General features: G+C 64.8%; 7 protein-coding genes. 3 read left to right on the top strand and 4 right to left on the bottom strand.

Translation table 11 applies throughout. The annotated features are described in order from the left end of the window. Positions 1-48: 48 nt before the first annotated feature. From glgC to ABIC78_RS10580, 4 genes are all read right to left on the bottom strand, one after another. On the bottom strand, positions 49-1,308 hold the full coding sequence (gene glgC / locus ABIC78_RS10595) for a glucose-1-phosphate adenylyltransferase (protein ID WP_084390706.1): 1,260 nt from the start codon (positions 1,306-1,308) through the stop codon (positions 49-51). Between the two features lie 17 nt (positions 1,309-1,325). Beyond that, the gene (gene glgB, locus ABIC78_RS10590) at positions 1,326-3,506 is read right to left on the bottom strand and encodes a 1,4-alpha-glucan branching protein GlgB (protein WP_354489803.1); all 2,181 of its coding nucleotides are present in this window, start codon (positions 3,504-3,506) and stop codon (positions 1,326-1,328) included. Between the two features lie 10 nt (positions 3,507-3,516). Continuing rightward, on the bottom strand, positions 3,517-5,928 hold the full coding sequence (locus tag ABIC78_RS10585) for a glycogen/starch/alpha-glucan phosphorylase (protein WP_354489551.1): 2,412 nt from the start codon (positions 5,926-5,928) through the stop codon (positions 3,517-3,519). Positions 5,929-6,492: 564 nt separating this feature from the next. Next, positions 6,493-8,571: a TonB-dependent receptor plug domain-containing protein gene (locus ABIC78_RS10580; RefSeq protein WP_354489549.1), complete on the bottom strand. Its 2,079-nt coding sequence runs from the start codon at positions 8,569-8,571 to the stop codon at positions 6,493-6,495. Positions 8,572-9,219: 648 nt separating this feature from the next. On the opposite strand from ABIC78_RS10580, the gene ABIC78_RS10575 reads away from it, so the two are divergent. The 3 genes from ABIC78_RS10575 (at position 9,220) to ABIC78_RS10565 (ending at position 13,178) form a co-directional block, all read left to right on the top strand. Beyond that, entirely contained in the window at positions 9,220-10,620 is a 1,401-nt protein-coding gene (locus ABIC78_RS10575; RefSeq protein WP_354489547.1) for an aldehyde dehydrogenase, read from the top strand. Positions 10,621-10,772: 152 nt separating this feature from the next. Then, the gene (locus ABIC78_RS10570) at positions 10,773-11,624 is read left to right on the top strand and encodes a p-hydroxycinnamoyl CoA hydratase/lyase (protein WP_022677381.1); all 852 of its coding nucleotides are present in this window, start codon (positions 10,773-10,775) and stop codon (positions 11,622-11,624) included. A 135-nt stretch (positions 11,625-11,759) separates the two neighbouring features. Beyond that, positions 11,760-13,178 carry a M20/M25/M40 family metallo-hydrolase gene (locus ABIC78_RS10565; protein ID WP_354489545.1) on the top strand — a complete coding sequence of 473 codons (1,419 nt, stop codon included), beginning with the start codon at positions 11,760-11,762 and terminating at the stop codon, positions 13,176-13,178. The last annotated feature ends 187 nt before the right edge of the window (positions 13,179-13,365 follow it).

The following is a 13,365-nucleotide window of genomic DNA, read 5'->3' as shown; positions in this document are numbered from 1 at the left end:
CCCGGATCAAGTCCGGGGCGACGACAGGTTGTGTTACGGTGGTTGGCGCTAAACCAGCTTGTCGATCATCGCCTTGGTGATCAGGCAGACACCGTTGTCGGTGCGGCGAAACCGCCGCGCGTCCAGTTCGGGATCTTCGCCCACCACCAGCCCTTCGGGAATGCGCACGCCCGAATCCAGGATCACCCGGCTAAGCTTGGCACCGCGGCCGATGTTGCAATAGGGCAGAATCACGCCTTCCTCCACGCTGGAGAATGACCCCATCTTGACCCCGGTGAACAGCAGGCTGCGCTTGGCCAACGCGCCCGAAACGATGCAATCCTGGCTGATCAGCGAGGAAATCGCCATGCCGCGCCGGCCTTCCTCGTCGTGCACGAACTTGGCCGGGGCAGCGATGATCTGGTCGGTCCAGATCGGCCACTCGCGATCGTACATGTTGAGCTTGGGTACCGTGTCGGTCAGGTCGAGGTTGGCCTCGAAATAGGCGTCGAGCGTGCCCACGTCGCGCCAGTATTCCTCGATCTCGTCGGCCGCGCGGATGCAGCTGTTGCTGAAGCGGTGGGCCACCGCCTTGCCGTGCTTGACGATGTAGGGGATGATATCGCCGCCGAAATCGCGGTTCGATCCCGGCGTTGCCGCATCGCGGCGCAACTGGTCGAACAGGAATTCGGTTTCGAACACATAGATACCCATCGATGCCAGGGCATGGTCCGGGTCGCCCGGGATGGTCGGCGGATTGGCCGGCTTTTCGACAAAGCTGGTGATCACGCTGTCTTCGTCCACGCCCATCACGCCAAAGCCGGTCGCCTCGGCCTTGGGCACCACCAGGCAGCCCACGGTCACATCGGCCCCCGAATTGACGTGCTGCTGCAGCATCAATTCGTAGTCCATCTTGTAGATGTGGTCGCCCGCCAGGATCACCATGTGCTTGGGCGCATGGGCCTGGATGATGTCGATGTTCTGATAGACCGCGTCGGCCGTGCCTTCATACCACAGCAGCTCGGAAATGCGCTGCGAGGCGGGCAGGATGTCAAAGCTTTCGTTGCGTTCCGGGCGCATGAAGTTCCACGCGCGGTTCATGTGCCGGATCAGCGAGTGCGCCTTGTATTGCGTCGCCACGCCGATGCGGCGAATGCCCGAATTGATCGCGTTCGACAGGGCAAAGTCGATGATCCGGCTTACCCCGCCGAAATAGACGGCCGGCTTGGCGCGGTTGTCGGTCAGTTCCTTCAACCGGCTGCCGCGTCCGCCAGCCAGGACATAGGCCATGGCATCGCGAGCCAGGGGTTGCCCATAGGTTTTGCGCATCCGTTCCTCCTGGCCGTTCATTCGGCCTTGATCTGACATTCAAACATCATCGTTGAAAGCGGCGGCAGGATGACAAACGCCGCCCCGTCTTCCGCCACGATCTTTCCGGCATTGCCCTGGCCGCTGCCGCCATAGTGCGCTGCGTCAGAGTTGAGCACTTCGCGCCATTCCCCGTCGTGCGGCAGGGGCAGGCGATAATGGTCGTGCAAGGCGGGCGTCATGTTGCACACCAACACCACTGGGGCATGGCCGGGCGCGCGGCGCACCCAGGCAAACACGCTGGCCAGCGCATCGTCCACCACCAGCCATTCAAACCCTTCGCCCTCGCAATCGCGTGCGTGCAGCGCGGGGAGGGCGGCATAGGCGCGGTTCAGATCGCGCACCCAGGCCTGCATGCCGGCGTGGGGAGCATGGTCGAGCATGTCCCAATCGAGCGCGCGCGCCTCGCTCCATTCGCGGCGCTGGGCAAATTCCTGGCCCATGAACAACAGCTTCTTGCCGGGATAGCCCCACATCATCCCGTAATAGGCGCGCAGGTTGGCAAACTTGTGCCAGTCATCGCCGGCCATCTTGCCCAGCATGCTGCCCTTGCCGTGCACCACTTCGTCATGGCTGATCGGCAGCACGAAGTTTTCGGTAAAGGCATAGACCAGGCCGAAGGTGATCTCGTTGTGGTGATAGCGGCGGTGCACCGGGTCGCGCGCCATATAGCGCAGGGTATCGTTCATGAAGCCCATGTTCCACTTGAAGCCGAAGCCCAGGCTGCTGGGCCGCTCGCCTTCGTCCAGCGCGGGCTGGGTGACGCCGGGCCAACTGGTCGATTCCTCGGCCATGGTCATCACGCCGGGGCAGGTGCCATAGACCGCCTGGTTCATCGCCCGCAGGAAATCCACCGCTTCCCAGTTCTCGCGCCCGCCCTGGGCATTGGGAATCCATTCGCCGCTCTTGCGCGAATAATCGCGGTACAGCATCGAGGCGACAGCATCCACGCGCAGCCCATCGACATGATAGCGTTCGGCCCAGAACAGCGCATTGTTGATCAGAAAATCGCGCACCTCGCGCCGGCCAAAATTGTAGATCGCGGTGTTCCAATCGGGGTGGAACCCCTGGCGCGGGTCTTCATGTTCATAGAGCGCGGTGCCATCGAACCGCGACAGGCCATGCGCGTCGGTGGGAAAATGCGCCGGCACCCAATCGATCAGCACGCCCAGCCCGGCGCGGTGGGCGCCATCGACAAAGCGGGCAAAGCCCATCGGCTCGCCAAACCGGGCCGACGGGGCATAGAGCCCGGTGGTCTGATAGCCCCAGCTCGGGTCATAGGGATGCTCTGACACCGGCAGGAACTCGATATGGGTAAAGCCCATGTCGACGGCATAGGGGATCAACTGGTCGGCCAGCTCGTCCCAGCTATAGAATTCGCGCCCGTCACCGGGCTTGCGCCACGATCCGGCATGGACCTCATAGATCGAGATCGGCTGGCGGCGCGGATCGGCTTTCTCCCAGAACGCGCGATGTTCGGCATCGCCCCAGGCGTGGGGCGGGGCGTCGAGTGTGATCGAGGCTGTGTGCGGTCGCAGTTCTGCCGCCAGGGCATAGGGATCGGCCTTGTAGGGCTGCACCGTGCCGTCGCTTGCCACGATGCGATACTTGTAGGGCCGCCCGCCGCCGATGTCGGGCAGGAACAGTTCCCAGATCCCCGTGTCGCTGCGGCGGCGCATCGGGTGGCGGGCGCCGTCCCAATCGTTGAAATCGCCCACCACGCTCACCAGCCGGGCATTGGGCGCCCAGACGGCAAAATGCACGCCGCGCGCGCCTTCGTGGTCGATCACGTGGGCGCCCAACTTGTCGAACAGGCGGTGGTGGGTGCCCTGGCCGATCAGGAAATCATCGACCGGGCCCAGTACCGGCCCGAACGAATAGGGGTCAGTCACCTGCCAGCTATGTTGGCCGGCCTGACAGGCATAGCGCACTGGCTGCGGCGGCCCGGCCACCGGCCCTTCGAACAGGCCGCGCGGATCGACACGTTTAAGAACGCCCAGCGGCGTGCCGTTAAGGGCGAACGCTTCTGCCCGTTCGGCGCCAGGCAAAATGGTGCGGGCAAAGGCACCTTGCGGGCCGGGATGCACCCCCAGCAGGGAAAACGGATCGGCATGGGTGCCGTCAAGCAGCGCCGTAATCGCCTCGGCCGGGGGGTGCAGGCTCAGGATGTCACACTCCCCAGATGTCGCGGGCATATTCGCCGATCGTGCGATCTGACGAGAACCAGCCCACGTTGGCAATGTTGCGGATGGCGCTGGCGCGCCACGCCGGCTGGTTGGCCCAGCGTGCGTCGACCCCGCGCTGCGCGGCGTGATAGGCGTCGAAATCGGCCGCGACCAGAAACCAGTCGCTGTCATAGAGCCCGCCCATCAGCCCGGCATAGCGGTGCGGATCGTCGGGCGAGAACACGCCGCTGGCAATGGCCGAGATCGCCTGCTGCAACTCGCGGCTACCCTCGATCACGGCGCGCGGGTTATAGCCATCGGCGCGGATCGCCGCCACTTCCTCGGCGGTCTTGCCGAAGATCACGATGTTGTCATCGCCCACGCGGTCCTTGATCTCGATGTTGGCGCCATCGAGCGTGCCGATCGTGAGCGCGCCGTTAAGCGCGAACTTCATGTTGCCGGTGCCCGATGCTTCCATCCCGGCCGTGGAAATCTGTTCCGAAAGATCGGCGGCAGGGATGATGCGTTCGGCCAGGGTCACGTTGTAGTTGGGCACGAACACCACCTTGAGCAGGCCCCCGACCGAAGGATCGGAGTTGACGCGGCGGGCAATGTCGTTGGCCAGTTTGATGACCAGCTTGGCGTTGTGATAGCTCGACGCCGCCTTGCCCCCAAAGATCTTTACGCGCGGGGTCCAGTCGCGTTCCGGGTGGCTGCGAATTTGATCATAGAGCGCGACTGTTTCGATCAGGTTGAGCAGTTGGCGCTTGTATTCGTGGATGCGCTTGATCTGCACGTCGAACAGGGCATCGGGATCGATCCTGACGCCGGTAAGCTGCTTGATGTGCCCGGCCAGCGCCACCTTGTTGGCGCGCTTTACCTCGGCAATGCGTTCGCCAAGCTGCGCGTCATCGGCCATCGCGTTGAGATCGGACAGCTTTTCGGCATCGTCGAGGAACGCATCGCCGATTGCGTCCTTGATCACGCCCACCAGCCGCGGGTTGCACTGCTGCAACCAGCGGCGCGGGGTGACGCCGTTGGTCTTGTTGTTGATGCGCGTGGGATAAAGGGCGTGAAGATCGGCAAACACCGTGGTCTTCATCAGCTCGGTATGCAGCGCGGCCACGCCGTTGATCGAATGCGCGCCCACGAAGGCCAGGTTGGCCATGCGCACGCGCCGCTCGCCGCCCTCGTCGATCAGGCTGATCGCGGCGATCGCGCGGTCGTCCAGTCCCGCCTTGCGCGCCTCGCGCAGCACGCGGCTGTTGATCGCATAGATGATCTGCATGTGGCGCGGCAGCAGGCGTTCGAACAGCGGCAGCGGCCAGCTTTCCAGCGCTTCGGGCAGCAGGGTGTGGTTGGTATAGCCCACCGTGCGCTTGGTCACTTCCCAGGCCTCGTTGAACTCAAGCCCGTACATATCCACCAGGATGCGCATCAGCTCGGCCACGGCCACGCTGGGGTGCGTGTCGTTGAGCTGGATCGCGGCCTTGTCGGGCAGGGTGCGCACGTCGCCATGGTATTGCGCGTGGCGGCGCACGATGTCCTGGATGGAGGCGGAGGTGAAGAAGTATTCCTGGCGCAGGCGCAGTTCCTGGCCGGCCGGCGTGCTGTCGGCCGGATAGAGCACGCGCACCAGGGCATCGGCGCGCACCTGCTCGGCCAGCGCGCCAGCGTGGTCACCGGCGTTGAACGCATCCAGGCGGATGGGATCGAGCGGGTTGGCCGTCCACAGGCGCAGGGTGTTCACCCGCTTGCCCTTGTAGCCCACCACCGGCGTATCGACGGCGCTTGCCTCGACCTTTTCGTGCGGGCGCCATTCCACGCCGTCGCCGTTGTCGATCACCTCGCCGCCAAAGCCGATCATATAGGCGCTTTCGCGGCGATCGAACTCCCACGGGTTGCCGTGGCTCAGCCAGGTTTCGGGCAGTTCCACCTGCCAGCCATCGTCGATGCGCTGGCGGAACATGCCGTTCACATAGCGGATGCCATAACCGTAGGCGGCAATGTCCAGGCTCGCCAGGCTTTCCATGAAGCAGGCAGCCAGGCGGCCCAGGCCGCCGTTGCCCAGCGCCGCATCGGGTTCCAGCTCTTCCAGCGCGGCCAGGTCAAAACCATGGCTGGCCAGCGCCTTTTCCATTTCGCGCGTCAGGCCCAGGTTCGACAGCGCGTCGCGCAGCAGCCGGCCGATGAGGAATTCCAGGCTGAGATAGTAAACCCGCTTGCCGCCCTGGTCATAGGTCTTGCGGGTGGATTCCATCCAGCGATCGATGATCACGTCGCGCAGCGCCAGGCAGGTGGCGGTGTACCAGTCGTGGGGCTTGGCGGCCCGTTCATCCTTGCCCACGCGGTGCCGCAGCACATCGATGATGTGGGCGTCGATCTCGGCAACCTTGGACGTGATTTCGAGGCTCATGGCTATTGCTCCACCTGCTTGGGCCGTGCCGTGCTGCGCGCTTGCGGGCGCAACATGGACCAGGCCGGTTATCCCGGCCTTCCTGTGGCTCCTGCCCCCGTGTCACGCAGATCCGGCGCCGCCCCCTTGCGACACGCGGCCCCCGGCCAGCGGCTTGTTGCCGCAGCCTGGCATGCACCGGCTGCGACCTCCCGTTGCCAGGGGTAAGCCAGCCTTGCCCCCGCCGACAAGCGCAGAGTTTTGCCCGTCACCAGATTGGTGGAAATCGCGCCGGCCCACAGGCCTTCGTCATGGCCGCCTGCGGCCCTGGTCTTGCGTATGATCGCCCGGTGCAAAAGCCCATCCCCCAAGGCCGTGCGCGCTGCCCTTGCGCGTCTGCCCACGGCTGGAACGCTAGGCGCAAATCCTGCATGTGTCTGCCCGTCGCAGGATAGAATACGATTGCAGGCTGGATGTGCAGCAGCCGGGCTGCGACAGGCTCAGCCTGAACGGTCTGATAGTCCAGAACCCCGTTCGCCCCGAGCCTGTCGAAGGGCCTTTCGTGAAAGCGCTGGCCCGGCGCGCTTACCGCATCCCAATTCGCAGGCCGGCCCACAGCGTGCGCGGCGTGCCGATATCGATCGTGCCGCCCGAATTGCGCGTGACGATCGTGGTATCGAACAGGTTTTCGCCGCGCAGCACCAGGCTGGCCCAGCTGGTCAGCGGGACCTGGGCAAAGGCATCGAGCGTGGTGGCCGCGCGCAGCGGCGCGGTTTGCAGATCGTCTTCATAGGCCAGGCCAACATGGCGCAGGGTCAGCGCCCCGGTCCAGCGCGGGGCGGGGTGCCAGGCGAGCGTGCCGCTGGCGGCAATGCGCGGCGTCTGCGCCGGGCGCATGCCATCGAGCGCGGTGCCCGGCGCCTCAACCTTGGCGTCGGTCCAGGCCAGGCTGCCGTTGAATGACACCGTGCCTGCAGTCACCTCGGCGCCCAGTTCCACCCCGCGCGCATGCACGGCCGCCACGTTCTGGCGCTGGCGCACCGTGGTATTGCCGGTGGACGACAGCGTCACGTTGGCGATCGCATCCTTCACCTTGTTGTCGAACGCGGTGACCGACAGCATCACGCCCTTGGCCGGGGTCAGGTCGATGCCTACTTCAAAGCCCAGCAGGCGCTCGTTCTTCAACGTGGGATTGCGCTGGGTGGTGGTCAGCGACACGCCGCCATTGCCATTGGGGGCGGCCAGCGTGAACGAACGATACAGCTCGTTGAGCGTGGGCAGGCGCAGCCCGGTATAGGCCGCGCCGCGCAGCGCCGCCCATGATGCGGCATTGAGCACCGCGCCAGCGCGCCAGCTGCCCTGCCAGCCGCTGCGCGCGGCAACGGCCGGATCGGTGGCCGATGTGGTGGTCACCGTGCCGGCGGCGTTGCGCTCCTCATAATGGCCCTGGGTGATCGCCCAGCGATCGGCGCGCCCGCCGGCGGTCAGCACCAGCGGCCCCAGCGTCCAGTCGTCCTCGATGAAAAAGCCGACGTCGTCGGTGTGCCCGCCGGCACGGCGCCGTGCCGTGACCAGGCCGGTTGCCGCCGACAGCGCATTTTCCTTGGTCTCGCCTTCGGCCCGGCGCCAGTCGGTGCCGAGCTTGAGCACGTGGCCACCACCGACCGGCGGCCGCAGTTCGAGCTTGCCGCCCAGGCCAGTGGATGGCGTGGCATATTGGTCCAGCGTCTTCTTGAAGCTGGTGGAGCTGACCGTCACGGCGTGGAAATCGCGCGTCTGGACATAGGCCAGCGCATCGAACTGCCACGCCCCACGGCCAACCAGGCGCAGGCTGGCGTCCTGCCCGCTGATACCATTGTCGGCGCCGGCAAAGCGCAGCGTGCGGTTGTCCTCGAATGCAGCGACGCGGGCCTGCAATTCGACGTCCGGCGTCAAGGGCGCCACGGCGCGCACGCCGGTTGACCAACTGTCATAGCGCGCCCGCACGCTGGCCGGCACGCGCTGGCTTTCCGGCGTGGTCCAGAACCCCTGGCCCCGGTCCCACCGGCCGGTGACGACGGCAAAGCCCTGGCCGAGCGTGGGGGCAAGCGCTGCCGAAAGCGAGGTCTCACCCCGATCATCGACCATGCCCTGCGCATTGAGCAGGCCCAGGCTCTGCGCCCCAGCGCTGGTCATGTCCACGGTGCCGGCCACCGCGCCGGCGCCGAATGCGCCCGATCCGCCGCCGCGCTGCACGCGCACGCTCGCGAGCCGTTCGGGATCGATCGCGGTCATCGGGATATAGCCGAAGAACGGATCGGCCATCGGTACGCCATCGAGCAGCACCAGCGTGCGGCTGGTGGCATTGCCACCCAGCGCGCGCAGCGTGATGCCCTGCGCCGAAGGGTTGGACGCGCGGCTGTCTGACCGGCGAAACTGTTGCACGCCGGCGGCCGAGAGCAGCGCATCATCGATTCGCCCCGATGCCGTAGCCTGAAGCTGCGCGGCGGAGATGGTCTGGGTATCATAAGCCGGAGCCGCCGGGCTCTGCGCCAGGCCTTCACCCGTCACCACGATCGTCGCGCCGCCATCACCCGCATCAGGTGCCTCGGCGGCCCAGGCTGCACTCGGCAGGGCCTGCCCGAGTGCGGCCGAAACCAGCGCGGCAGGCGCAAGCGACGCCAACAGAACGGAACGGGATTTTGCAACTCTCACGTGCACTTGGCTTTATCCTCTCGTGACGGTCCAGGGCCGGTCGCCCTTATGATCGGGCCGCATGGCGCCGTCATCCGCGTTCGTTATCTTTTTCGGCTTGGGCCTGAACCATGCGGCTTTGCTGCCACATGCCCCCCGGCTCGGCCTCGCCACGATGGTCGCTTGCCCGGCCGCGCGCCATTGATCCTAGGAACAATACGCTGCCATCAGCAGGCCAAAAAAAAGGCCGCACCAGATGGGCGGCCCTTGGATAGTTTGGGAGAGGATGCCTGAAAGGCCCGTCCCTTTTGTCTGCCGCAGCGCAAAAGCGCAAGTGCGAAAATTTGGTATACAGTTGCATTGAATGCAATTGTTAATGCGCTTGCAGGAAACGCTGTTTCTCCCATGGAACAATGGATAGGGGTCAAAATTATGGAAATAAACGAAAAAACCTGATTGAAACATCTGCAACCGGTTGGTGGCGATGCGCAATATGCAAACTGCTAAGCCCGTTCGCCTAGGCGAAATGACAGGGTGCGGGCTTACCCTTTCGGGCACGCCTTGGCCACGGATGACAGTCCCGTGTTGCAGGCTCTCGGGATGATTGCTATAAACCATAACATAATTGGGAGACTCACGATGCAGTTCGAACGGCGCAATCCCCTTGATGGTACGGTGGCCTCCTCGGCGCAGGCCATGCAGGCGGCCGACATTCCCGCGATCACGGCGAAGGCGGCCGCTGCCTTTCCCGCGTGGGCTGCACTGGGCCCCAACGCCCGCCGCGCCGTGCTGATGAAGGCGGCCAGCGCGCTCGAAGCGCGCGCCGATGCCTTTGTCGAGGCGATGATGGGCGAAATCGGCGCGACCAAGGGCTGGGCGCTGTTCAACCTGGGCCTGGCGGCCAGCATGGTCCGCGAAGCGGCGGCCCTTACCACGCAGATCGCTGGCGAAGTGATCCCGTCCGACAAGCCCGGCTGCCTGGCCATGGCGCTGCGCGAACCGGTCGGCACGATCCTGGGCATCGCCCCGTGGAACGCGCCGATCATCCTGGGCGTGCGCGCCATCGCCGTGCCGCTTGCCTGTGGCAACGCCGTGATCCTCAAGGCATCGGAACAGTGCCCGCGCACCCACGCCCTGATTATCGAGGCCTTTGCCGAGGCCGGCTTCCCCGAAGGCGTGGTGCAGGTCGTCACCAATGCCCCGGCCGATGCCGGCGCCGTGGTTGGCGCGCTGATCGATGCGCCGCAGGTCAAGCGTATCAACTTCACCGGCTCCACCGCCGTGGGCAAGATCATCGCCACGCGCGCGGCCGGCCATCTCAAGCCCTGCCTGCTCGAACTGGGCGGCAAGGCGCCCCTGATCGTGCTGGAAGATGCTGATCTGGATGAAGCGGTCAAGGCCGCCGCGTTCGGCGCCTTCATGAACCAGGGCCAGATCTGCATGAGCACCGAGCGGATCATCGTGGTCGAGGCCGTCGCCGCCGAATTTGCCCAGCGCTTCAAGGCCAAGGTCGAAACCCTGGCCGTGGGTGACCCGCGCGAGGGCAAGACCCCGCTCGGCGCGGTGGTCGATGCCAAGACCGTGGCCCACTGCCAAAGCCTGGTGCAGGATGCGCTCGATCATGGCGCCACGCTGCTGGCCGGTGGCGACACCACGCACAACGTGCTGATGCCCGCCCATGTCGTCGATGGCGTGACGCAGGACATGAAGCTGTTCCGCGATGAAAGCTTCGGCCCGGTGGTCGGCGTTATCCATGCCCGCGATGAAGCGCACGCCATCGAACTGGCCAACGACAGCGAATATGGCCTCTCGGCCGCGGTATTCACCCGCGATACCGCGCGCGGCCTGCGCGTGGCACGCCAGATCCATTCGGGCATCTGCCACGTCAACGGCCCCACCGTGCACGATGAAGCGCAGATGCCCTTCGGCGGCGTCGGCGCCTCGGGCTACGGCCGCTTTGGCGGCAAGGCCGGCATCGACAGCTTCACCGAACTGCGCTGGATCACCATGGAAACCCAGCCCGGCCACTTCCCGATTTAACCGTTCTATCCCCTCGTCATCCCGGGCTTGACCCGGGATCCCGCTTCTTTCCTTGCGACCAGCAAAGCGGGACCCCGGATCAAGTCCGGGGTGACGAAGTGAGAAATTCAAATTTCCCATATTTCCGAAACATAACCAGAAAGGACAAGAGCATGGCAGACGAACAGGCCGTTCGCGCGGAAGAGGATACCGTTGCCGTCACGATCGAGAACCGCATCGCCTGGGTGCGTTTCAATCGCCCGGAAAAGCGCAACTGCATGAGCCCCAAGCTCAACCGCCAGATGCTCAAGGTGATCGAGGAACTCGAATTCCGCGACGACGTGGGCGTGCTGGTGCTGTCGGGCGAGGGCGATGCCTGGTCGGCCGGCATGGATCTCAAGGAATACTTCCGCGAAACCGAAGCGCAGGGCCTGTGGGCGATCCGCAAGTCGCAGCGCGAAGCCTATCGCTGGTGGAACCGCCTGCGCTGGTATGAAAAGCCCACGATCGCCATGGTCAACGGCTGGTGCTTTGGCGGCGGCTATGGCCCGCTCTATGCGTGCGATATCGCCGTCGCTTCCGACGATGCGCAGTTCGGCCTGTCGGAAATCAACTGGGGCATCCTGCCGGGCGGCGGCGCGTCCAAGGTGGCGGCTGATCTCATGCCGCTGCGCAAGGCGATCTATCACGCCATGATGGGTGAAAACCTCACCGGTCCGCAGGCGGCGGCGCAAGGGCTGGTGACCGAATCCGTGCCCCACGCCCAGCTCAAGGCCCGCGTGACCGAGATTGCCGAGGCGCTGCTCAAGAAGGACGGCCATGCCCTGCGCGCCACCAAGTGGGCCGTGCGTCGCATGATCGACATGACCTATGAAAATGCCGAAGACTATCTGATCCGCGCCCAGGAAGCGCTGCACAGCTATGGTGGCGTGGCCGCCCGCAAGGAAGCCACGCGCCAGTTCCTCGATGAAAAGAGCTTCAAGCCAGGTCTCGGCACGTTCGATACGTCCAAGGTCAAGGACTGATCCACACTCTGCTGCGGCAGGCGCAAGCCCCGGTGCCCCATGGGCGCCGGGGTTTTGCACATCTGGCATCGCAAAAAAGGTTGTGTGCGAAACCGATCGGTATCAGGTTCCGCGCCCAGAAGGAGTGCCCCCCACATGAAACTGACGTTGCACCTGGTTTCGCCTGCCATTCTGAGCGTTGCCGCCGTGGCGCTTGCCAGCACGCCCGCGCTGGCCGCCGGCAATTCCCATGCCGAGGCCGAAGCCCAGACTCTCGAGCTGTCCAAGCAAAGCATCGCCATGCGCTCGGTCCAGGGGCCGGGCAATGAAACGCCCAAGGTGGCGGCACTCTATCGCGATGCGCTGGTCAAGGCCGGCTGGGCGCCGTCCGACATCGATATCGTCCCGGTTGACGATACCGCCTATCTCATCGCCACCTGGAAAGGCAGCGATCCCAGCCTCAAGCCGCTGGTGCTGTCGGGCCACATGGACGTGGTCGAGGCCAAGCGCGCCGATTGGCAGCGCGATCCTTTCGTGCCGGTGGTTGAAAACGGCTATCTGTTCGGGCGCGGCGCGCTCGACATGAAGTTCAACGCCGCGCTTGCGGTCTCCACGCTTATCGAGATGCGCCACAAGGGCTACAAGCCCAAGCGCACGATCGTGATCGCCTTTTCGGGCGATGAAGAAACCACGATGAAGACCAGCCGCCTGATTGCCGAACGGCTCAAGGGGCAGGCGGGCCTGGTCATCAACGTCGATGGTGGTGGCGGCATGCTGGCCGAAGATACCGGGAAGCCGCTGGCCTGGACCTGGGACGGCGCGGAAAAGAACTATGCCGATTTCCAGCTGGAAGTGACCAACCCCGGCGGCCACAGCTCGGCCCCGCGCAAGGACAATGCGATTGTCCAGCTCAGCCAGGCGCTGGTCAATATCGGCGCCTATCACTTCACCCCGGAACAGAGCCCGCTGACCAAGGCGTTCTTCGAAAGCGCCGCCAAGATCACGCCTGATCCCAAGGTTGCCGGCGCGATGCGTTCGTTCGCGGCCGACCCCACCGATGCCGATGCCATCGCCACGCTGCGGTCCTTGCCCGAATTCATTGGCCGCATCGAAACCACCTGCGTGCCCACCATGGTCAACGGCGGCCACGCCTTGAACGCGCTGCCGCAGCGCGCCACGGCCAACATCAACTGCCGCATCTTCCCCGGCCACAAGCGCGAAGACATCATGGCCGAACTGGCCAAGGTGGCTAACATGCCGGTGGTCAAGTTCAGCGACGTGACCGAAGGCTCCACCCCGTCACCGGCCAGCCCGATGCGCCCCGATTTCGTCAATGCGGCGAACAAGGCCATTCACCTCGCTTATCCCGGCATCGCCGTGATCCCGGCCCAGGCCTCGGGCGCCTCGGACTCGATGTGGTATCGCGTCAACGGTATCGATGCCTATGGCGCCAGCCCCGTGCTGATCAAGGACAGCGAAGAATTCGCCCACGGCCTGAATGAACGCGTGCCCCTGTCCAACGTCGCGCCGGGCATCGTCTACTTCACCAGCCTGTTCACCGACCTATCGAAGTAAACATCTGACCAAAAAGCCCCCTCCTCTTCAGAGGAGGGGGTTGGGGGTGGTGGAGCGAGAGCGCTACTGTAGCTGTCAACGAGGTAGCTCAGGAAGATTTACATGAGCCGGACGTTGCGCGAACAAGACCCCAGGTGGAAAGAATACCGGTCAAGCCGGCAAGCGAGCTACGCGCGACTTATGAAGT

The sequence above is a fragment of the Novosphingobium sp. 1529 genome, assembly GCF_040544855.1.
Classification (GTDB): domain Bacteria; phylum Pseudomonadota; class Alphaproteobacteria; order Sphingomonadales; family Sphingomonadaceae; genus Novosphingobium; species Novosphingobium capsulatum.
The sequence above is the reverse complement of the archived record's forward strand: the minus strand, read 5'-3'. Positions and strand labels throughout refer to the sequence as shown.

Bases quoted from the DNA above. Each gene is read 5' to 3' on its own strand.
- glgC (WP_084390706.1), bottom strand. From the start codon at position 1,308: ATGCGCAAAACCTATGGGCAACCCCTGGCTCGCGATGCCATGGCCTAT.
- ABIC78_RS10585 (WP_354489551.1), bottom strand. From the start codon at position 5,928: ATGAGCCTCGAAATCACGTCCAAGGTTGCCGAGATCGACGCCCACATC.
- ABIC78_RS10575 (WP_354489547.1), top strand. From the start codon at position 9,220: ATGCAGTTCGAACGGCGCAATCCCCTTGATGGTACGGTGGCCTCCTCG.
- ABIC78_RS10570 (WP_022677381.1), top strand. From the start codon at position 10,773: ATGGCAGACGAACAGGCCGTTCGCGCGGAAGAGGATACCGTTGCCGTC.
- ABIC78_RS10565 (WP_354489545.1), top strand. From the start codon at position 11,760: ATGAAACTGACGTTGCACCTGGTTTCGCCTGCCATTCTGAGCGTTGCC.